At 73.5% G+C, this 21197-nt stretch carries 19 protein-coding genes and 1 tRNA gene; 15 read left to right on the top strand and 5 right to left on the bottom strand.

Annotated elements, in window-relative coordinates:
- Nucleotides 1-2: 2 nt before the first annotated feature.
- Complete coding sequence (locus KDY119_RS12540) at nucleotides 3-1538, bottom strand: MFS transporter (RefSeq protein WP_227994330.1); 1536 nt, start codon at nucleotides 1536-1538, stop codon at nucleotides 3-5.
- Nucleotides 1539-1824: 286 nt separating this feature from the next.
- Here KDY119_RS12540 and KDY119_RS12535 point away from each other — a divergent pair, with 286 nt between their 5' ends.
- Nucleotides 1825-2619: a sensor histidine kinase gene (locus KDY119_RS12535; RefSeq protein ID WP_051136168.1), complete on the top strand. Its 795-nt coding sequence runs from the start codon at nucleotides 1825-1827 to the stop codon at nucleotides 2617-2619.
- Complete coding sequence (locus KDY119_RS12530) at nucleotides 2616-3317, top strand: response regulator (RefSeq protein ID WP_227994329.1); 702 nt, start codon at nucleotides 2616-2618, stop codon at nucleotides 3315-3317. Before KDY119_RS12535 ends, KDY119_RS12530 begins: the two co-directional genes overlap by 4 nt.
- Before the next feature lie 30 nt (nucleotides 3318-3347).
- On the opposite strand, the gene KDY119_RS12525 is transcribed toward KDY119_RS12530, so the two are convergent.
- The 3 genes from KDY119_RS12525 to KDY119_RS12515 form a co-directional block, all read right to left on the bottom strand.
- Nucleotides 3348-4094 (bottom strand): DUF899 family protein, encoded by a 747-nt coding sequence (locus KDY119_RS12525; RefSeq protein ID WP_036946568.1) that lies wholly within the window; start codon nucleotides 4092-4094, stop codon nucleotides 3348-3350.
- A 52-nt stretch (nucleotides 4095-4146) separates the two neighbouring features.
- Nucleotides 4147-4539, bottom strand: a complete 393-nt coding sequence (locus KDY119_RS12520; protein WP_036946565.1) for a DUF1304 domain-containing protein — start codon at nucleotides 4537-4539, stop codon at nucleotides 4147-4149.
- A 104-nt stretch (nucleotides 4540-4643) separates the two neighbouring features.
- A tRNA-Arg gene (locus KDY119_RS12515) sits at nucleotides 4644-4716 on the bottom strand.
- A gap of 129 nt (nucleotides 4717-4845) precedes the next feature.
- Here KDY119_RS12515 and argS point away from each other — a divergent pair.
- From argS to rho, 6 genes are all read left to right on the top strand, one after another.
- Nucleotides 4846-6522, top strand: coding sequence for an arginine--tRNA ligase (gene argS / locus KDY119_RS12510; RefSeq protein WP_194174207.1), 1677 nt, complete (start codon nucleotides 4846-4848; stop codon nucleotides 6520-6522).
- A gap of 74 nt (nucleotides 6523-6596) precedes the next feature.
- Nucleotides 6597-7913 carry a diaminopimelate decarboxylase gene (gene lysA / locus KDY119_RS12505; protein ID WP_083890720.1) on the top strand — a complete coding sequence of 439 codons (1317 nt, stop codon included), beginning with the start codon at nucleotides 6597-6599 and terminating at the stop codon, nucleotides 7911-7913.
- Between the two features lie 73 nt (nucleotides 7914-7986).
- On the top strand, nucleotides 7987-9318 hold the full coding sequence (locus KDY119_RS12500) for a homoserine dehydrogenase (RefSeq protein ID WP_051136395.1): 1332 nt from the start codon (nucleotides 7987-7989) through the stop codon (nucleotides 9316-9318).
- A complete protein-coding gene (gene thrC / locus KDY119_RS12495; protein WP_036946560.1) occupies nucleotides 9318-10418 on the top strand; it encodes a threonine synthase in 1101 nt (366 codons plus the stop codon). The genes KDY119_RS12500 and thrC overlap by 1 nt, the downstream gene beginning before the upstream one ends.
- A gap of 24 nt (nucleotides 10419-10442) precedes the next feature.
- Nucleotides 10443-11396 (top strand): homoserine kinase, encoded by a 954-nt coding sequence (gene thrB, locus KDY119_RS12490; protein ID WP_036946558.1) that lies wholly within the window; start codon nucleotides 10443-10445, stop codon nucleotides 11394-11396.
- 312 nt (nucleotides 11397-11708) lie between these two features.
- Nucleotides 11709-13697, top strand: coding sequence for a transcription termination factor Rho (rho, locus tag KDY119_RS12485; protein WP_153022382.1), 1989 nt, complete (start codon nucleotides 11709-11711; stop codon nucleotides 13695-13697).
- 88 nt (nucleotides 13698-13785) lie between these two features.
- On the opposite strand, the gene KDY119_RS12480 is transcribed toward rho, so the two are convergent.
- Nucleotides 13786-15048, bottom strand: coding sequence for a glycosyltransferase family 4 protein (locus KDY119_RS12480; RefSeq protein ID WP_153022381.1), 1263 nt, complete (start codon nucleotides 15046-15048; stop codon nucleotides 13786-13788).
- A 196-nt stretch (nucleotides 15049-15244) separates the two neighbouring features.
- On the opposite strand from KDY119_RS12480, the gene rpmE reads away from it, so the two are divergent.
- The 7 genes from rpmE to atpB all read left to right on the top strand — a co-directional run bounded on the left by rpmE (nucleotide 15245) and on the right by atpB (nucleotide 21118).
- A complete protein-coding gene (rpmE, locus tag KDY119_RS12475; protein ID WP_036946552.1) occupies nucleotides 15245-15463 on the top strand; it encodes a 50S ribosomal protein L31 in 219 nt (72 codons plus the stop codon).
- A gap of 138 nt (nucleotides 15464-15601) precedes the next feature.
- Nucleotides 15602-16726 (top strand): peptide chain release factor 1, encoded by a 1125-nt coding sequence (gene prfA / locus KDY119_RS12470; protein ID WP_036946549.1) that lies wholly within the window; start codon nucleotides 15602-15604, stop codon nucleotides 16724-16726.
- A gap of 82 nt (nucleotides 16727-16808) precedes the next feature.
- Nucleotides 16809-17759, top strand: coding sequence for a N5-glutamine methyltransferase family protein (locus KDY119_RS12465; RefSeq protein ID WP_153022739.1), 951 nt, complete (start codon nucleotides 16809-16811; stop codon nucleotides 17757-17759).
- 23 nt (nucleotides 17760-17782) lie between these two features.
- Nucleotides 17783-18475 (top strand): L-threonylcarbamoyladenylate synthase, encoded by a 693-nt coding sequence (locus tag KDY119_RS12460; protein ID WP_051136165.1) that lies wholly within the window; start codon nucleotides 17783-17785, stop codon nucleotides 18473-18475.
- Nucleotides 18472-19599, top strand: coding sequence for an MraY family glycosyltransferase (locus KDY119_RS12455; RefSeq protein WP_153022380.1), 1128 nt, complete (start codon nucleotides 18472-18474; stop codon nucleotides 19597-19599). Before KDY119_RS12460 ends, KDY119_RS12455 begins: the two co-directional genes overlap by 4 nt.
- A complete protein-coding gene (locus KDY119_RS12450; protein WP_036946543.1) occupies nucleotides 19596-20054 on the top strand; it encodes a hypothetical protein in 459 nt (152 codons plus the stop codon). The genes KDY119_RS12455 and KDY119_RS12450 overlap by 4 nt, the downstream gene beginning before the upstream one ends.
- A gap of 260 nt (nucleotides 20055-20314) precedes the next feature.
- On the top strand, nucleotides 20315-21118 hold the full coding sequence (atpB, locus tag KDY119_RS12445; protein ID WP_051136164.1) for a F0F1 ATP synthase subunit A: 804 nt from the start codon (nucleotides 20315-20317) through the stop codon (nucleotides 21116-21118).
- The last annotated feature ends 79 nt before the right edge of the window (nucleotides 21119-21197 follow it).

The following is a 21197-nucleotide window of genomic DNA, read 5'->3' as shown; positions in this document are numbered from 1 at the left end:
CCTCAGGCGACGGCGACCGCCGGCTCGCCGGCCGCCTCGTCCTCCGGGTCCGGCATGCTCTTCCGGCTCACGGCCATCACGACCAGCGACACGACCAGCCCGGCCGCGAAGAACGCCGCCCCCCATACGTAGGCGACGTGGTAGCCGTGCACCTGCGCGGTCGCCAGGACGGCGGCGGACCGGGGGTCGGCCCCGGTCGCGACGAGGTCGGTGAGCTTGCCGGTGAACGCCCCGATAGCGATCGTGTTGAGCAGCGCGAGCCCGAGCGACCCGCCGACCTGCTGCGCCGTGTTGAGGACGGCCGACGCGACCCCGGCGTCGTGGTCCTCGACCCCCAGCAGCGCCGTCGACGACGCCGGGACGAACACCAGCGCGAGGCCCGTCCCGATGATCAGCGCGGACGGCAGGATCGTGCTCGCGTAGGACGAGTCGGGCGTGGTGCGGACGAGCAGCAGCATCCCCGCGCTCGCCATCGCGAGCCCGGTGACGAGCAGCGGGCGCGGCCCGACGCGCGGCAGGAGCCGGGCGACCAGCCCGGCGGACGCGATCACCGCGAGCGCGAACGGCAGGAACCCGAGGCCGGCCTTGAGCGGCGTCCAGCCGAGGACGACCTGGAGGTGCAACGTCATGAACAGGAACATCGCGAACAGGCCGGCGCCGAGCAGCAGGAACACGAGGTACGACCCGCCACGGTTGCGGTCGAGGACGACCCGCATCGGGAGCAGCGGGTTCGCGGTCCGTGTCTCGAGGACGACGAACGCGGCGAGCGCGGCGACGGCCACGGCGAGCAGCGTGATCACGGTCGGGTCGCCCCAGCCCACGGTGGACGGCAGGCCGTCCGCCCCGGTCGTCTGCTTGGCGGCGTGCGTGAACGCGTAGACGAGAGACACGAGGCCGCCCGTGGCGAGCACGACGCCGGGGACGTCGAGGCGCCGCGCGCCGTGCGCCTTCGACTCGGGCACGAGCCGCAGGGCGAAGAACGCGGCGAAGACGGCGATGGGCGCGTTGACGTAGAGGCACCAGCGCCAGTCGAGGTACTCGGTGAGCGCGCCGCCCGCGAGCAGGCCGATCGCGCCGCCCGCGCCGGAGACGGCCCCGAACACGCTGAACGCTCGCGCCCGCTCGCGCGTCGAGACGAACATGACGGTGATGAGCGACAGCGCCGCCGGTGCGAGCAGCGCGCCGAACGCGCCCTGCAGCGCACGGGCCGCGAAGAGCATGCTGGCGCTGGTCGCGGCGCCGCCGATCGCCGAGGCGCCGGCGAACCCGACGAGCGCGACCACGAGGGCGCGCTTGCGCCCGACGAAGTCGGCGACGCGCCCGCCGAGCAGCAGCAGGCCGCCGAACGCGAGCGAGTAGGCGGTGATCGCCCACTGTCGGTCGGCGTCGCTGATCCCGAGGTCGCGTGCGGCGGACGGCAGGGCGATGTTCATGATCGAGTTGTCGAGCACGATCATGAGCTGGCCCGCGACGATCACCGCGAGCGCCGCCCACCGCCGCGGGTGCGCCGCGAGCGAGGGTCCGGCGGCGGAAGCCACGGGGCTTGACGGTCTTGACGTGGGGGACGACGGTGCTGCGGTCGCCGTGCCGGGCTCGGACATGACTCCTCCATCGCTGCGGTGGTTCCTGGGTGCTGACGTCGCGGTCGACGACCAGCCCCGCCAGGGTGTGCCACGCCGGGGTGCCGGGTCGTCGGGCGTGGGTGCCCACTTGGGGCTGCCGCGCGGGCACCACCGGTGGGGGCCGCCTACCACCGCGGGCGTACGCCGCACGTACTCCCGGCAGCGGACGCCGTCGGGCGGTGGCGGTGCCTACGATGCCCGGGTGCGTACCGACCGGGGCTGGAGGCGCTTCTACGCCGTGGGATGGCTGGTCTCCGCGGCGGGGTTCGCCGCGGCGTTCCACCAGTGGAAGATGCACGTCCGGGAGGTCGTGAGACGGGCGGAGCAGGCCGAGCGCACCCAGGAGGAGTTCGCGCGGCGGCTCGCGGTCGAGGAGCGCCTGCGGATCGCGCGCGAGCTGCACGACTCGCTCACCCACTCGATCTCGGTCGTCTCGATCCAGGCGAACGTCGCGACCCACCTGGCGCGCAAGCGCGGCGAGGACGTGCCCGAGTCGATCGTCGCGATCCAGGAGGCCGCGGGCGAGGCGATGCGTGAGCTGCGGGACACGCTCGCGACGCTGCGCAGCCCGGACCAGCCCGCCGGGCACGGGCTCGCCGACCTGCCCGGCCTCGTGAGCCGGACCAACGCCGCCGGCCTCCCGACGCGCGTGTCGGTGACGGGTCATGAGCGTCCGGTGCCTCCGCACGTCGACGCCGCGGCGTTCCGGATCGTCCAGGAGGCCCTGACCAACGCGGCCCGGCATGCTGGCCCCGCGACCGTGACGGTCCTGCTCGACTACCGGGGCGACACGCTCACGGTCCAGGTCGACGACGACGGCACCGGCACCGGGACCGCGGGGCCGGTCCGGCCGGGCCGCGGCCTCGTCGGGATGCGGGAGCGCACGACGGCGCTCGGTGGCCGCCTGGACGCCGCGCCCCGGCCGACGGGCGGGTTCCGGGTGCGTGCCGAGCTCCCGGTGGCGGCGCTCGTCGTGGACGGCGGCACGGGCGCGTGACCGGCGTCGACGTGCCTGCCGCCGAGCCCGTCCGGGTGCTGCTGTGCGACGACCAGCCCCTCATCCGCAGCGGCATCCGGGCCCTCCTCGACGCCGAGGACGACGTCGTGGTCGTCGGGGAGGCCGGCGACGGCGAGCAGGCGGCGGAGCTCGCGCGCGACCTGCGTCCCGACGTCGTGCTCATGGACGTCCAGATGCCCGTGCTCGACGGCATCGGGGCCACCCGCCGGATCGCGGGGGACCCGGCGCTCGCGGACGTGCGGATCGTCGTCCTCACCAACTACGGCCTCGACGCCTACGTGTTCGCGGCGCTGCGGGCGGGAGCGAGCGGGTTCCTGGTCAAGGACACCGAGCCCGAGGCGGTCCTCCAGGCGCTGCGGGTCGTCATGGCGGGTGACGCGCTGCTGTCGCCGGCGGTGACCCGCACGCTCATCGCCGAGTACGTGGCGCGGCCAGCGGTCGAGCCGGTCGGTCGTGACCTGGGCCGGCTCACGGACCGGGAGCAGGAGGTCGTGGCGCTCGTCGGGCAGGGGCTGAGCAACGACGAGATCGCCGCGCACATGGTGATCAGCCCGGCGACCGCGAAGACGCACGTCTCGCGCGCGATGGCGAAGGTCGGCGCCCGCGACCGGGCGCAGCTCGTCGTGTTCGCGTACGAGTCGCGGCTGGTGAGCCCCCGGGACGAGCCGCCGGCGTAGGCCGCCCGGCCCGGGTGCCGGGGGATCGGTTCAGCCGTGGTGGTGCGCACGGGGGTCGACGGGCGTCGCGCCGGGCCGGGCCCACTGGGCGGCAGGCCGGCCGTCTTGGCGCCACCACCAGGAGGCGTCGCGGTCCTGGGGCCAGCCCGCGGGCGAGTCCTCCCAGCGCTCGCCGCGCCCGTACACGGTGCGGTCGATCAGCTGCATCGACGACAGCATCGCCTCAGTGCCTCGCCCCGTGACCGCGTAGGTGAGGTAGGGCTTGCCGTCACGCCGCAGCAGGAACAGGAACTCGCCGAACCCGGTGCCGAGGATCGGGTCGTCGACGTCGTGCACCGAGAAGCACGGGACGGGGTAGCCCATGAAGTCGCGCAGCTCGCGTGCCTCGGCCCAGGCCCCCTCGAACAGCACCGCGAACGAGATCCCGCGCGACTCGAGATACGGGGTGCCGTGTGTCGCGTCCCAGACGGCGAGCGTGCAGCCCTCGCACTGGCCCTCGATCGGCTGACCGTCGTGCCACATGTGCTTGTACAGGATCAGCTGGTCGTGGTCGCCGAACAGGTCGAGCAGCGGGGTCGGGCCGTCGTCGCCCTCGACGACGACGTCGGGTAGCTCGGTCATCGGCATCCGCCGCCGGGCCGCGGCGAGGGCGTCGCCCGCGTGGGTGTGGGCCTTCTCCTGAACGAGGAGCTCGTCGTGGGCGTCGCGCCACGCGGTGAGGGTGACCACCGGCGGTGCTCCGGCTGGATCGGGGTTCGTCGGGATGTCAGTCGTCATGGGTGTTGCGACCCGACGAGCTTGCGGAACTCATCGGGTCGGCGAGCGCCCCTCAGGCGACTGGCAGGGACAGCAGGAAGAACAGCACCCCCAGCAGCGGAAGCGTCCCTTGCGTCGCGGCGGCGCGCACGCGCTCGCGGCCCGTCGAGAGCAGCACCCCGGCCGCAGCGACCATGCTGCCCGCGCAGAACAGAGCGAGCGCGAACCCCGCGGTCGCCGACGCCGTCCAGTACAGGACGACGCCGAGCACGGCGCCCACCGCCAGGAAGAGGTTGTAGAAGCCCTGGTTGTAGGCGAGCGGCGCCGTCGTGTCCGCGTCGGCCTGGGACGCGATACCGAACCGGCGCCAGACCACGGGCCGCCGCCACGCGACCGACTCCATCCACCAGATGTACAGGTGCAGGAGCGCGGCGAGCGCGACGAAGACCGTTCCGACGACGTCCATGGCCCGAGCGTAGGGGCCCGGAGGCCCACGCGCAGTGCGTGACGGCTGCGGGACGACGAAGGCCCCCGACCCGCATCGCTGCTGGTCAGGGGCCTGAAGGGGAGTGCGCCCGATAGGATTCGAACCTACGACCTTCTGCTCCGGAGGCAGACGCTCTATCCACTGAGCTACGGGCGCGCGATGACCGGTACCGACGCCCTCGCGGGCGCCCGGTGCGGCACGGCCACGAGACTACCAGCCCGACCGTGCGTCGTCGGACAGGAAACTCTGCGGGGAGGCTCCGGGCCCGCCGATAGGATGGCCTCCGTGACCCCCACCGAGCTCTCCGAAGCGCTGCGCGCTGCCCTGGCCGCCGCGGTGGCCGACGGCACGCTGGCCCTGCCTGCCGACGCCCTGCCCGACTCCGTCCACGTCGAGCGACCCCGGCAGCGCGAGCACGGCGACTGGGCCACGAACGTCGCGCTGCAGCTCGCGAAGAAGGCCGGCACCACCCCGCGGGCGCTCGCGGAGGACCTTGCGGCACGCCTCGCGGCCACGCCCGGCGTCGCGAAGGTCGACGTCGCGGGCCCCGGGTTCCTCAACATCACGCTCGACGCCGCCGCCGCGGGCGAGCTGGCGCGCGCCGTCGTCGAGGCGGGGCCCCTCTACGGCCGCGGCGACGCCGAGGCGGGCACCCGCATCAACCTCGAGTTCGTGTCGGCCAACCCGACCGGCCCGATCCACATCGGCGGCGTTCGCTGGGCGGCCGTCGGCGACTCGCTCGCCCGGATCCTCCAGGCCTCGGGTGCGGACGTGACGCGCGAGTACTACTTCAACGACCACGGGGTCCAGATCGACCGCTTCGCGCGCTCGTTGCTCGCCAACGCGCGGGGCCAGGAGGCCCCCGAGGACGGCTACGGCGGTCAGTACATCGAGGACATCGCGAACGCCGTCATCGCCGACGCCGTCGCGGCGGGCGACCCGGACCCCCGCGACCTGTCCGACGCCGAGGCCCAGGAGGTCTTCCGGTCGCGCGGCGTCGAGCGCATGTTCGGCGAGATCAAGCAGTCGCTCCACGAGTTCGGGGTCGATTTCGACGTCTACTTCCACGAGGACTCGCTGCACGAGTCGGGCGCGGTCGACAAGGCGATCGCGCGCCTGCGCGACGCCGGGCACATGTTCGAGCAGGACGGCGCGACCTGGCTGCGCACGACGGACTTCGGCGACGACAAGGACCGCGTCGTCATCAAGTCCGACGGCGACGCCGCCTACATCGCGGGCGACATCGCGTACTACCTCGACAAGCGCGAACGCGGCTTCGACGACGTCATCATCATGCTCGGTGCCGACCACCACGGGTACGTCGGCCGCATGATGGCGGTCTGTGCAGCGTTCGGGGACACCCCGGGAAAGAACCTCCAGCTCCTCATCGGGCAGATGGTCAACCTGGTCAAGGACGGCCAGCCGGTCCGCATGTCCAAGCGCGCGGGCACGGTCATCACGCTCGAGGACCTCGTCGACGCCGTCGGCGTGGACGCGGCGCGCTACGCGCTCGTCCGCTCGTCCACGGACACCAACATCGACCTCGACCTCGACCTGCTGGCTCGTGCGACCAACGAGAACCCGGTGTTCTACGTGCAGTACGCCCACGCCCGCACCGCCGCGGTGGACCGGAATGCGGCCGAGCACGGCGTCACGCGCGACGCGTTCGACCCGGCGCTGCTCACGCACGAGACCGAGTCGGCGCTCCTGGGCGTCCTGACCGAGTTCCCGCGCGTCGTCGCGCAGGCCGCGGAGCTGCGCGAGCCGCACCGCGTCGCCCGCTACCTCGAGCAGCTCGCGGGCGCCTACCACTCCTGGTACGCCGCGACCCGCGTGACCCCGCTGGGCGACGAGGAGGTCACCGACCTCCACCGCACGCGCCTGTGGCTCAACGACGCGACCCGCCAGGTCCTCGCGAACGGGCTGGGCCTCCTGGGCGTCAGCGCGCCGGAGCGGATGTGACCGCGGGCGCGCTGCCCGAGGCTGCGTTGCCCGAACCCTGGTCGCGCGGCGCGAAGCGCGGAGCGGACGGCGCGATGAGCGTCGGCGGCGTCGACCTGCGGGACCTCGCGGCCGAGCAGGGGACGCCGTCGTACGTCCTCGACGAGGCGGACTTCCGTACGCGCGCCCGGGCCTACCGGACCGCGTTCGAGCAGGCGTTCGCGGCGGTCGGCTCCGGCGTCGACGTGTACTACGCCGGCAAGGCGCTGCTCACGGTCGCGGTCGCGCGCTGGGCGCGCGAGGAGGGCCTGCGCGTCGACACGGCGAGCGGCGGCGAGCTCGCGGTCGCGCTGCGCGCCGGCGTGCCGGGGGCTGAGCTCGGTCTGCACGGCAACAACAAGTCCGACGCCGAGCTCGAGCGGGCGCTCGACGCGGGCGTCGGGCGGATCATCGTCGACTCGCTCGTCGAGATCGAGCGCCTCGCGGACCTCGTCGCGTCGAGGGGCGGCGATCCGGCGCCCGTCATGGTCCGCGTGACCACGGGCGTGCACGCGGGCGGCCACGAGTACATCTCGACGGCGCACGAGGACCAGAAGTTCGGGCTCTCGGTCGCGCCGGGCGCGGACGGGGCCGAGAGCCCCGCGCTCGCCGCGCTGCGGGCCGTGCTCGCGCGCCCCGAGCTGCGCCTGCTCGGCATCCACTCGCACATCGGCTCCCAGATCCTCGACCCCGACGGCTTCGAGGTCGCCGCGCGCGTCGTCCTGCAGCTGCGCGCCGACCTCGCCGCGGCCACGGGCGTGCTCGTGGACGAGGTCGACCTCGGCGGCGGCTACGGCATCGCGTACCTGCCCGGCGAGGTGGCCCTCGACCCCGAGCGCATCGCGAAGGACGTCGCGGGCGCCGTCGACGGCATCGCCGCGCGCCTCGGGACGCCGCTGCCGCGGTTCTCGATCGAGCCCGGGCGGGCGATCGTCGGGCCGGCCGGCCTGACGCTCTACACGGTGGGCACGGTCAAGCCCGTCACGGTCAACGCGGACGACGACGCCACCTTCGTCCGGACGTACGTGTCCGTCGACGGCGGGATGAGCGACAACATCCGGCCCGCGCTCTACGGGGCGCGCTACCACGCGGAGCTCGCGAACCGGGTCTCGGACGCGGCGCCCGTGCTGGCGCGCGTCGTCGGGAAGCACTGCGAGAGCGGCGACATCGTGGTGCACGACGTCGAGCTTCCGGGCGACGTGCAGGCGGGCGACCTGCTCGCGGTCGCCGCGACGGGCGCCTACGGCCGCTCGATGGCGTCGAACTACAACCTGCTGCCGCGGCCGCCCGTGGTGGCCGTGCTCGACGGCGGCACGCGCGTGCTCGTGCGCCGCGAGACGGTCGACGACCTCCTCGCGCTCGACGTCGGCTGAGGGCTCCTCCCGGCGCCGTTCCGATCGGTGGACGACGGGCGTCCGGAGGTTGGGCGCCACGTATCCTGTGCGCGTGCCTTCCCCCGCCGCTCAACCTCGCCGTGCCCCCTCGCCGCTGCGCGTCGCCGTGCTGGGGTGCGGCGTCGTCGGCACCGAGGTGGTGCGGCTCCTGACACAGCAGGCCGACGACCTCGCCGCCCGGGTGGGCGCGCCGCTCGAGCTCGTCGGGGTGGCGGTCCGGAACGTGGACGCGCCGCGTGACCCCGTCGTCGACCGTGCGCTCCTGACCGCCGACGCAGACGAGCTGGTGACCCGCGCGGACATCGTCGTCGAGCTGATGGGCGGCGAGGAGCCGGCCCGGAACCTCCTGCTGCGCGCGATCGAGCACGGTGCGTCGGTCGTGACCGCGAACAAGGCCCTGCTCGCGCAGGACGGCCCGACGCTCTACCGCGCGGCCGACGAGGCGGGCGTCGACGTCTACTACGAGGCGGCGGTCGCGGGCGCGATCCCCATCGTGCGACCGATTCGTGAGTCGCTCACGGGGGACAAGATCCGCCGGGTGCTCGGCATCGTCAACGGGACCACGAACTACGTGCTCGACCGGATGGCGACCGACGGGCTCGAGCTCGAGGACGCCGTCAAGGAGGCGCAGGGGCTCGGCTACGCCGAGGCCGACCCGACGGCCGACGTCGAAGGCTACGACGCGGCGGCGAAGGCGGCGATCCTCGCGAGCCTCGCGTTCCACACGCGCGTGCACCTCGACGACGTCTACCGCGAGGGCATCACGTCCGTGACGGCGTCGGACGTGGCCTGGGCCGCGCGGACCGGCCACGCGGTCAAGCTGCTCGCCATCGCCGAGGCGACCGACGACGGCGTCTCCGTCCGCGTGCACCCCGCGCTCGTCCCCCTCGACCACCCCCTTGCGGGGGTGCGCGGCGCGTTCAACGCGGTGTTCGTCGAGGCGGAGGCCGCGGGCGAGCTGATGTTCTACGGCCGTGGCGCGGGCGGCGCCCCGACGGCGTCCGCGGTGCTCGGCGACGTGGTCTCCGCGGCCCGCCACCGGGTCCTCGGCGGCAAGAGCCCCGAGGAGTCGACGTACGCCGACCTGCCGCTGCTGCCGCACGCGTCCGCGCTGACGCGCTACCAGGTGCGGCTCGTCGTCGACGACCGGCCCGGCGTGCTCGCGCAGGTCGCGAGCACGTTCGCGGGCCAGGGCGTGTCGATCGAGTCGGTGCGCCAGGTCCCGGACGGCGACCGGGCCGACGTCGGCACCGGCGGTTCGGCCGAGCTGCTCCTCACCACCCACGTCGCACCCGAGGCGGCGCTCGCGTCGACCACGCGCGCGGCCCGCGACCTGGCGCCCGTGCGCGAGGTCACGTCCGTCCTGAGAGTCGAAGGAGTCTGATGGCCCAGCAGTGGAGGGGCGTCGTCACCGAGTACGCCGACCGCCTGCCCGAGCACGTGCGCGAGCGCGTCGTCACGCTCGGCGAGGGCGGCACGCCGCTCGTCGCCGCGCCGGCGCTGTCCGAGCGCACGGGCGCCGACGTGTACGTCAAGGTCGAGGGCATGAACCCGACCGGGTCGTTCAAGGACCGCGGCATGACGGCCGCGATCTCCGCCGCCGCGGGCCGCGGCGCGAAGGCCGTCGTGTGCGCCTCGACGGGCAACACATCCGCGTCGGCGGCCGCGTACGCGACGCGCGCCGGGATGACCTGCGCGGTGCTCGTGCCGGACGGCAAGATCGCGATGGGCAAGCTGAGCCAGGCCATCGCCCACGGCGCGCGTCTCCTGCAGGTCGACGGGAACTTCGACGACTGCCTCGTCGCGGCCCGCAAGCTCGCCGAGGTCTACCCCGTCGAGCTCGTGAACTCGGTGAACCCCGACCGCATCGAGGGCCAGAAGACGGCGGCGTTCGAGGTCGTGGACGCGCTCGGTGACGCCCCCGACATCCACGCGCTGCCCGTCGGCAACGCGGGCAACATCACCGCGTACTGGAAGGGCTACCGTGAGTACGCGGGCGAGCTCCCCGACGAGCCCGGCGGCGGCCTCCCCGCCGTGGCGTCACGCACGCCCGCCATGTGGGGCTTCCAGGCCGCGGGCGCCGCACCCATCGTGCTGGGCCACCCCGTCGACCAGCCCGAGACCATCGCGACCGCGATCCGCATCGGCAACCCCGCGTCGTGGGCGCAGGCCGAGGCCGCGCGCGACGACTCGGGCGGCGTCATCGAGGCGGTGTCCGACGACGAGATCCTGGCCGCGCACCGCGTCCTGTCCGCGGAGGTCGGGGTGTTCGTCGAGCCTGCGTCCGCCGCGGGCGTCGCGGGGCTGCTGCGGCGTGCCACCGAGGGTCACGTGCCCGCGGGCGCGCGCGTCGTCGTCACCGTGACCGGGCACGGGCTCAAGGACCCCCAGTGGGCCTTGCGCACCGCCGACGGCAGCGAGGTCACGCCCGTCCGCGTGGGCGCCGACGTCATGTCGATCGCCGCCGCGCTCGGCCTCGAGTAGCGACCGGACGCGGGGGAGACCGCCATGCAGCTGGGTGCCGACCACGTCCGGGTTCGGGTGCCGGCGACGAGCGCCAACCTCGGGCCCGGCTTCGACGCGCTCGGGCTCGCGCTCGCGATCCACGACGAGGTCGAGGTGCGCCTGCTCGCGTCAGCGGACGTCGTCGTCGAGGTCGAGGGGGAAGGCGCCGGCGAGGTCCCGACCGGCGCGGGCCACCTCGTCGCGCGTGCCGTCCGGGTCGGGCTGGACGCCGTCGGCGCGCCGATCACGGGCCTGCACCTCGTGTGCCGGAACGTGATCCCGCACGGGCGCGGGCTGGGTTCCTCGGCCGCTGCCGCGGTCGCGGGGCTGGTGGCGGCTCGTGGCCTGATCGCAGACCCCTCCGCACTCGACGAGGCGACCGTCCTCGCGCTCGCGACCGAGCTCGAGGGGCACCCCGACAACGCGGCTCCCGCGATCCTCGGCGGGGCCACCGTGGCGTGGACGCCCGACGCGCGGTCGGGCTTCTCGGCGGACGACGACGGCCCCGCCCCCGCGCGTGCGGTGCGCCTCGACGTCCACCCGGACCTCGTCGCGACCGTCGTGATCCCGACGACGCGGCTTGCCACCAGCCACGCCCGCGGGGTCCTGCCCACGCACGTGCCGCACGCGGATGCCGCCGCCAACTCGGGACGCGCCGCCCTGCTGGTCGAGGCGCTGACCCGCCGACCGGACCTGTTGTTCGACGCGACCCACGACCTCCTGCACCAGCGCTACCGCGCCGACGTCATGCCGGGAACATGGCGGCTCGTCGACGCGTTACGTCGGCAGGGTCTCGCAGCCGTCGTGTCCGGCGCCGGCCCGTCGGCGCTGGTCCTCACGACGCCGTCGGCGGCCGCCGACCTGGACGCCGTGCTCGAGTCCGAGGTGGACCTGCGCCGCTGGCGCGTCGAACGCCCTTCGATCGCTCCGACGGGAGCGACCGTGGAGCGGCTCTGACGCCCGCCGTGGGGCCGTGCCATCCGGGGTGTCGCCGCGCGCGCGATGGCAAGATCGGCACCGCGCCGGTGCTAGACTGACCGTGATCCCTCGCACACGACGCGAATCACCCGCTGCGTTGCAGCAGGTACGTGCAGTGATGTGGCCGTCCACGGTCACCGTGCCTTCGGATTCACCTCATCCAGCACCAGCACACGTCGCCGTACGCCTGGTTCTCGGATTCACCCGTGCAGCCCGCTCCGCGGCTCGCACACCGACCACCCGGTGCCCGCCCTCTGAGCGGCGGGCACGACTCAAGGGGAAGGGTCCTTCGTGACTGACACCACCGCCCGATCCGGTTCGCTGTCCGCGCTCCGCCTGCCCGAGCTGCAGGCGCTCGCGACCGAGCTCGGCGTCAAGGGCACCTCCAAGATGCGCAAGAGCGACCTCGTCGACGCGATCTCGTCGGCGCGCTCCGGCGCCCCCGCGCGGACGGAGGACGCGCCCGCGCGTCGCACCCGCCGCGCGGCCACCACCGAGCAGACTTCCGAGGAGGTCGAGCGCGCGCCGCGTGAGCGTCGCAGCGCGCCGGCCTCCGGCACCGACAAGGCGCGCGTGGCCGTTGCGGCCGCGCTCACCGAGACCGCGAGCCGACCGGTCGAGGCGCGCCTCGCCGAGGGCGAGAGCAGCGACGACCGCGCGGCCCGTGCCGCCGCGGCGGCGTCCGGCGTGACCGGCGAGCGTCGTTCGCGCCGCTCCGGTCGCGACGCGGGCGCCCCGCGCAACGTCGACACCAGCGACCTGCTGGACACGCTGCCCGTGAAGCGGGACGGCGCGGAGCGCCGCGACGACGCGAGCACCGGCCAGTCCGAGCGTCGCGACTCGCGCGACGGCGACGGCTCGCAGCGCCAGCGCGACCGCCAGGGCTCCGGCCAGGGCGGCGAGAAGCGCCAGCAGGGCGGCAACGCCGGCCAGGGCCAGGGCTCCAACCAGGGCGGCGGCAACGCGCAGGACGACGAGCGGCCCGGGCGCCGTCGTCGGGCGCGCGAACGCAACCGCGACCGCAACAAGCGCGGCCGCAACAACCGTGGCGGCGCGCCGGCCGACCTCGCCAGCCTCGACGACGTCGAGATCGCCGAGGACGACGTCCTGCTTCCCGTCGCGGGCGTGCTCGACATCCTCGACAACTACGCGTTCGTGCGCACGAGCGGCTACCTCCCGGGTCCGAACGACGTCTACGTGTCGCTCGGCCAGGTCAAGAAGTCCGGGCTGCGCCGCGGTGACGCGGTCACCGGCGCGGTGCGCCAGCCGCGCGACGGCGAGCAGCAGGGCGGTGGCTCGAACCGCCAGAAGTTCAACGCCCTCGTGCGCCTCGACACGGTCAACGGCCAGTCGCCCGAGGAGGCTCGCCAGCGCGCCGAGTTCTCCAAGCTGACGCCGCTGTACCCGCAGGAGCGCCTGCGCCTCGAGAACCCGGAGAACACGCGCCTCACGCCGCGCGTCATCGACATCGTCGCGCCCATCGGCAAGGGCCAGCGCGGCCTCATCGTCGCGCCCCCCAAGGCCGGCAAGACGATCATCATGCAGCAGATCGCCAACGCGATCACGACCAACAACCCTGAGGTCCACCTCATGGTCGTGCTGGTCGACGAGCGGCCCGAAGAGGTCACCGACATGGAGCGGACGGTCAAGGGCGAGGTCATCGCCTCGACGTTCGACCGCCCCGCGTCCGACCACACGATCGTCGCGGAGCTCGCCATCGAGCGTGCCAAGCGCCTCGTCGAGCTCGGCCAGGACGTCGTCGTGCTGCTCGACTCCATCACCCGTCTGTCGCGCGCCTACAACCTGGCCGCGCCGGCGTCGGGCCGCATCCTGTCGGGTGGTGTGGACGCCGCGGCGCTCTACCCGCCCAAGAAGTTCTTCGGTGCGGCGCGCAACATCGAGAACGGCGGCTCGCTGACGATCCTCGGCTCCGCGCTCGTCGAGACCGGCTCGAAGATGGACGAGATCATCTTCGAGGAGTTCAAGGGCACCGGGAACATGGAGCTCCGGCTCTCCCGGTCGCTCGCGGACAAGCGGATCTTCCCGGCCGTCGACGTCAACGGCTCGGGCACGCGGCGCGAGGAGATCCTCATGCCGCGCGACGAGCTGCAGATCGTCTACAAGCTGCGCCGCGTGCTCGGCGCGCTCGACCAGCAGCAGGCCATCGAGCTCCTCCTCGGCAAGCTCAAGGACACCAAGTCCAACGTGGAGTTCCTGCTCCAGGTGCAGAAGACGACGCCGGGCGCGCTCGGCGACGAGAACGCCGGACGCACCATCTGACGTCCCTGCGCACGACGACGGCCGCCCCGGTTCTGACCGGGGCGGCCGTTCTCGTCCTCAGCGGGCGGCGGGGTGGAAGGCCCTCGGCTCAGCGCGCGGCGGCGTCGACCGCGGCGCGGTAGGTCTCCTCGACCTGGGCCCCGACGACGTCGACGTCGAACCGGGCGGCCGCGGCGCGCTGACGGACGACGGTCTCCTCGCGCGTGACGTCGTCGTCGAGGTCGGCCAACCAGGTCGCGAGAGTCCCGGCGAAGACGGCCGTGTCGCGCGGGTCGACGAGCTGGTCCTCGAGGCCGCGCATGACCGTGCGGTAGCCCGGGTTGTCGCCGGCGAGGACGACGCCGCGCGACGCGGCGAGGGCCTCGACGACGGAGATCCCGAAGCTCTCGCCGCCCGTCGAGGGCAGCGCGACGACGTCGGCGTCCTGGAGGAACGCGGCCTTGTCGTCCTCGGCGAGGAAGCCGGGGAAGGACACGCGGTCGGCGATCCCGCCGCGTCCGGCGGCCGTGCGCAGGTCGTCGAGCAGCGGCCCGCGGCCCGCGATCGTGGCGCGCCACGCGAGGCCGGGGACGTCGGCGCGGAGGCGCACGAGCGCGTCGACGAGCTCGCGCGGGCCCTTGCGGTCGACGAGCCGGCCCAGGAACGCCACGTGCGGGACAGCGCCGTCGGGTCGGTGGGGGACGAGCGGGGCGTCCGGGGCGGGGACGAACCGCGCGGTGTCGACGGGGTTCCCGACGACGCGCGGGTCGAGCCCGAAGGCGTCCCGCGCGAACTCCTGCGCGGCCTCCGAGACCGCGAGCACGGCGTCGAACCGGGCGAGTCGCTTGCGCTCGAGCGCGCCGAGCAGCCGTGTTCCCGCGGAGACCAGCCGGGACTGCGGGTAGATGTGGAACGTCCCGACGACGGCGGTCCGACCGTCGCCCCGGGTCGCCGCATCGATCACGCGCCCGGCGAGGAAGGGGCTGTACGGCATCTGGACGTGCAGCACGTCGAGGTCGAGCCGTTCCACGAGCTCGCGCGCCTCGCTCCTCGGCACGGGCCGCGGCGTGCCGAGCCGGTTGCCGTTGAACCGCACGTTCACGGTCTTTCCCACGACGTGCAGGTTCTCGAGATCGGTGCGCTCGCTCGACGCCGTCAGGTAGTGCACCGTGTGCCCCCGTGCGGCGAGCCACGCGCCGAGCGTCAGCACGTACTGCTGGACGCCGTCGGGCCGGTCGAGCGAGTCGTCGATCAGCAGCCCGACGGTCAGCGGCGGGGCGCCCTCGCCGTCCGTGCGACCCGCGTCGGGGTCGTCGCCGGCCCCGCGGGTGGGGACGTCGTCGTGGGCGCGGGTGCGGGGCGTGGTGCTCATCGGCTCCATCCTACGAACGCCGGAGGTGACGCCGGCCCGCCGAGTGGACGGGTGCCGGGCCGGCGGGCGACCGCCGTCGGACGCGGGTTTGGGAAGCGCCCCGACGATCTGGCAGAATGGTCCGTTGGCTGGCCTCCGGTTCACGGTCGCGCGACACCTCGCGCTCCGACCCGGGGGAAGACGACCAAGGAGAACCGTGAAGGCTGACATCCACCCCGAGTACGTCGTGACCCAGGTGACCTGCACCTGCGGCAACACGTTCACCACCCGCAGCACGTCGGAGTCCGGCGAGATCCACGCCGACGTCTGCAGCGCCTGCCACCCGTTCTACACGGGCAAGCAGAAGATCCTCGACACCGGTGGCCGCGTGGCCCGGTTCCAGGCTCGCTACGGCAAGCGCGACGCCGGCAAGTAGCGACTTCGCAGCGCCGGTGGCGCGGCGTCCGACAATCTCTCCAGGGACAGTCGGACGGCCGCACCACCGGCGCTGTTGCTTTGCCTGGATCTGCTTCGCCCTGATCCTGCGACACCCTCTCGAGCGAGGAGCTCCCCTGTGACTGACGCGACCGGCCCGTTCGAGGCCGTGGAGCCGCTGCTGGTGGAGCACGCGGAGATCGAGCGCGGGCTCGCGGACCCGTCGGTGCACGCGGACGCGTCGCGGGCGCGCCGGCTGGGGCGCCGGTACGCGGAGCTGAACCAGGTGGTGGGGGCGTACCGGGCGTGGCGCGCGGCCGCGGACGACGCGGCCGCGGCCGCGGAGCTCGTCGAGCTGGGGGACGAGGGGGCCGACGACCTCGCGGCGGAGCTGCCGGCCCTGCGCGAGGCCGAGGAGGCGGCGTCCGAGCGGCTGCGACGCGTGCTGGTGCCGCGCGACCCGGACGATGCCCGCGACGTGATCCTCGAGGTCAAGGCGGGGGAGGGCGGCGAGGAGTCGGCCCTGTTCGCGGGCGACCTGCTGCGCATGTACCTGCGCTTCGCGGAGCGGCGCGGCTGGAAGACGGAGGTCCTGGAGGCGACGCCGTCGGACCTGGGCGGGTACAAGGACGTGCAGGTCGCGGTCAAGTCGAAGGGCGTGCCCTCGGACCCAGCGGACGGCGTGTGGGCGAGCCTGAAGTACGAGGGCGGCGTGCACCGTGTCCAGCGGGTGCCGGTGACCGAGTCGCAGGGGCGCATCCACACGTCGGCGGCGGGGGTCCTGGTGTTCCCGGAGGTCGACGACCCGGGCGAGGTCGAGATCGACCCCAACGACCTGCGGATCGACGTGTTCCGGTCGTCCGGCCCGGGGGGCCAGTCGGTGAACACGACGGACTCGGCGGTGCGGATCACCCACCTGCCGACGGGCATCGTGGTGTCGATGCAGAACGAGAAGTCGCAGCTGCAGAACCGCGAGCAGGCGATGCGCGTGCTGCGTGCCCGGCTCCTGGCGGCGCAGCAGGAGGCGGCCGCCGCGGCGGCGGCTGACATCAGGCGCTCGCAGGTGCGCACGGTGGACCGCTCGGAGCGGATCCGGACGTACAACTTCCCGGAGAACCGGATCGCGGACCACCGCACCGGGTACAAGGCGTACAACCTCGACCACGTGCTGGACGGCGACCTGGATCCGGTGGTCCGGTCGGCGATCGACGCGGACGAGGCCGCGCGCCTCGCGGCCGCGGGCGGCGGAGACGGGCGTGCCTGACACCGGCGGCGTCGCCGTGCCCGTGCCCGACGGCGCAGCCGTGGTCGCCGGTCCGGCCGCGGTCGACCTCTCGGCGCGCGGGCTGCGCGGGCTGGTCGCGCGCGTGGCGGACCTGCTCGAGGACGCCGGGGTCCCGTCGCCGCGCGTCGACGCCGAGGCGCTCGTCGCCTGGTCCCTGGGTCTGCCGCGCCTCGAGTGGGTGCGGCTGCCCGCGACGGGACCCGTCGTCGACGACGCGGCGGCGCCCGCCTTCCTGACGGAGCTCGCCGACGTGGTGGAGCGCCGTCGGGCGCGCGAGCCGCTGCAGCGGATCGTGGGATCGGCGGTGTTCCGGCACGTCACGGTGCGCGTGCTGGACGACGTGTTCGTCCCGCGACCGGAGACGGAGGTCGTGGCGCAGCTCGCGGTCGACGAGGCTGCGCGTCTCCTCGCGGGACGCGGCGGTACGGACGCGCCGGGACCCCTCGTCGTGGACCTGTGCTGCGGGTCCGGTGTGATCGGGATCAGCGTGGACGTCGAGGTGCCGGGCGCGCGGGTCGTCGCGGTCGACGCGTCGGAGGCTGCCGTCCGGGCGACGGCGGCGAACGCGGCGGCCGTGGGCTCGGGGACGCAACGCACGCTCGTCGGCGACGTGCGCGACGACGCGCTCCTCGCGGAGCTCGACGGCACGGTCGACGTCGTCGTGGCGAACCCGCCGTACATCCCGCCTGACGCGGTCCCTCGCGACCCGGAGGTCCGCGACCACGACCCGGACCTGGCTCTCTACGGGGGCGGGGCGGACGGGCTCGAGGTACCGCGCGCCGTCGTGCGGGCTGCGAGCCGCCTGCTCGTGCCGGGCGGCCTGTTCGTCATGGAGCACGCCGAGGTGCAGGCCGCCGCGGTGCGTGGGGCGCTCACGGGCACGGGTGCCTTCGGCGACGTACGGACGGTCGACGACCTCACGGGTCGTGCGAGGGCCGTCGTGGCGCGGCGTACGACCGGGACGAATCAGACGAACCCGCGCACGGCCACCACCGACGGCGTGGGAGACTGAGCACCGTGACCTCGAGCACCCTCATGGACGTCAGCGACGAGGCCTCACGGGGCCCCGGGATCGACGAGGCGGTCAACGTCGTCGGGCGGGGCGGTCTCATCGTCCTGCCGACGGACACCGTGTACGGGATCGGCGCGGACGCGTTCAGCCCGGAGGCCGTGGCGGCGCTGCTCGCCGCGAAGGGCCGCGGCCGGCAGATGCCGCCCCCGGTCCTCGTGCCCGACGTCCGCACCCTCGACGGGCTCGCGTCCGACGTGTCGGACGACGCACGCGCCCTGGTCGGCGCGTTCTGGCCCGGCGGCTTCACGATCATCCTCGCGGCCCAGCCGTCGCTCATGTGGGACCTGGGTGAGACGCACGGCACCGTCGCGCTGCGCATGCCCGACCACCCGGCGGCGCTCGCGCTGCTGCGTCGCACCGGCCCGCTCGCGGTCTCGAGCGCGAACCTCACCGGCAACCCGGCCGCGATGACGGCGCAGGACGCCCGCGAGCAGCTCGGGGACTCGGTCGGTCTCTACCTCGACGGCGGGCGTGCTCCCGGTGGCGTCGCGTCGACCATCGTCGACGCGACCGGGCCCCGTCCGCGCGTCGTGCGCCAGGGCGCGCTGTCGCTCGAGGCCCTGCGCGCCGTCGTGCCGGGCGTGCTCGGTCTGGGCGAGGTCCCGGACGGCGAGGGCGCGTCCGACGCGGGCGGGGTGGGGGCCCCGGGCGCGTGAGGGTCTACCTGCTCGTCCTGCTCGTCGCCCTCGCGGTCACGCTCCTGACGGTTCCTCTCGCCCACTGGGTCGCGCTGCGCACGAACGCCATCACAGCCGTGCGCGACCGCGACGTCCACACCATCCCGACGCCGCGCCTCGGCGGTCTCGCCATGTGGTGCGGCCTCGCCGTCGCCGTCACCTTCGCGTCGGGGACCCCCTTCCTGCGCTCGACCTTCGCGGGGCCCGGGGGGCAGGAGCTCTGGGCGATCGTCATCGCGGCCGGCATGGTCTGCGCGCTCGGCATGGCCGACGACATCTGGGACCTCGACTGGCTGACCAAGCTCGTGGGCCAGGTGCTCGCCGCGGGCTTCGTGGCGTGGCGTGGCGTCCAGCTCATCACCGTGCCCATCGGGGGCGTGACGATCGCGTCGGCGCGCCTGAGCCTCTTCGCGACGGTGATCGTGATCGTCGTCGCGATGAACGCCGTGAACTTCGTCGACGGTCTCGACGGACTGGCCGCCGGCATGATCGCGATCGGCGGCACCGCGTTCTTCCTCTACACCTACCTGCTCACGCAGGCCCAGAACCCCGGCGACTACTCGAACCGGGCGACCGTCGTGCTCGCCGGCCTGGTCGGCGTCTGTCTGGGCTTCCTGCCGTACAACATGCATCCGGCGCGCATCTTCATGGGGGACTCGGGCTCGATGCTGCTCGGGCTCGTGCTCGCGTCCGCGGCGATCATCGTGACCGGTCAGATCGACCCCGAGAAGGTGTCGGTGGGGCAGCAGCTCCCGGCGTTCATCCCGATCCTCCTGCCGCTCGCGGTGATCCTGCTCCCGCTGCTCGACATGACGATGGCCGTGATCCGGCGGCTCGCGGCGGGAAAGTCGCCCTTCCACCCCGACCGGCTGCACATGCACCACCGGCTGCTCGCGCTCGGTCACTCGCACCAGCGCGCGGTCGTCATCATGTACCTGTGGACCGCGGTCTTCGCGTTCGGGGCCGCCGCGCTCGCCGTGTGGCCGGCTCGTGAGGTCGCCGTCGGCCTCGTGGTCGCCGTCGTCCTCGCCCTGGTCCTGACCCTCGGCCCGCTGCGCGGCCGTGTCCGCGCCCGCCGCACCAACCCCGGAGGCATCCGATGAGCCGTCCCGACGAGACCCCCGCCGCGAAGCCCGTGCGCAAGGTCGTGAGCTCGGAGGCCGCGACCGCGCTGTTCCGGCGGGCGCTGCGCGACGTGCTGCTGTTCCTGGCCGCGGTGACGGTGGTCGGCGTCGTCCTCGGCGCGATCTTCGCCGGGACGAGGGGCGTCTGGGGGGCGCTGCTGGGTGCCGCGGTGGCGCTCGTCTTCTCGGGGACGACCGTCTGGTCGATGTGGCGGTCGTCGCACAGCTCGCCGGCGGCCATGCTGGGCATCGTGGCGGGTTCGTGGCTCGCGAAGATGGTCGTCCTGGTGGTCGCGCTGGTCGCGCTGCAGGGCCAGGACTTCTACTCGAAGCCGGTGTTCCTCGCGGTCGTCCTCGTGGGCGTGCTCGGCTCGGTCGCGCTCGACACGATCAACTACCAGCGAGCCCGGATCCCGTACGTCGAGCCGCAGTGAGTTTGCCTTCCAGCAAAGGAATCGACGGGTCCTGCGGCAGGGCCCTGTGGGGTGGCTCACACGCCCCGGCGCACGGCCGGAATTGGTGAGGTTCCCGTCATGACCGAGGCACAGCATGGGTTAGGATGATGCCCGAATCCATGACGGCCTAGGTCCGACGTCGTGCCATCCCGTGAGCGCCTGATCCCTCCCTCTGAGGTGTCGAGTACCGGGGTCGGCCGCAGTCGCGTTCGGACCGCACGACCAACCGGGAGCATGTTTTGTCCTTCCTTGCGACGACGCCTACCCTCGCCGCGGACGGCTTCCATGCCCCGAGCCTGGACGACTTCTTCCCGAACGGCTTCCTCTTCGAGGGCACCCCGTTCGAGATCAACCGGATCATGCTGGTCCGGTTCGTCGCAGTCGTCGCGCTCCTTCTGATCTTCGTGCTCGCCGCCAAGCGCGCCAAGCTCGTCCCGGGCCGCTTCCAGGCGAGCGTCGAGTTCGTCCTCGACTTCGCCCGCCGCCAGATCGTCTACGAGATCCTCGGCGAGAAGGAGGGCAAGAAGTACGTCCCGGTGATCACGACGATCTTCTGCGGGATCCTCTTCTTCAACCTCACCGGCGTGGTGCCGTTCCTCAACATCGCGGGCACAGGTGTTGTCGGCCTGCCGCTGGTCTTCGCCCTCTGGGTCTACGGGATGTACCTCGGCGCGGGCGTGAAGAAGTTCGGCGTGGGCGGGTTCCTCAAGAACAACCTGTTCCCGGCCGGCACCCCCTGGCCCATCTACATCCTGCTGACGCCGCTCGAGTTCCTCCAGGTCTTCGTGATCCGCCCCGCGACGCTGGTCATCCGACTCCTGGCGAACATGATCTCCGGGCACCTTCTCCTCGCGCTCTGCTTCGCGGCGACGCAGTACCTGCTGTTCTCCGCGACGCCTGCGCTCAAGGGCTTCGGGATCATCACCTTCGCCGGAGGGTTCGCGGCGTTCCTCCTCGAGATCTTCGTCGCCTGCCTGCAGGCGTACGTCTTCGCGATCCTCGCCGCCGTGTACATCAACATGTCGATCGAGTCCGAGCACTGACGGCTCGCCAGACACAACGACGGGCCGACGGACGGGCCGTCGCGCACCACTCGACGCGCCGCCTGGCGCGCTGACGAAA

Origin of the sequence: Luteimicrobium xylanilyticum, assembly GCF_009429125.1 — a bacterium.
GTDB lineage: Bacteria > Actinomycetota > Actinomycetes > Actinomycetales > Cellulomonadaceae > Luteimicrobium > Luteimicrobium xylanilyticum.
The sequence above is the reverse complement of the archived record's forward strand: the minus strand, read 5'-3'. Positions and strand labels throughout refer to the sequence as shown.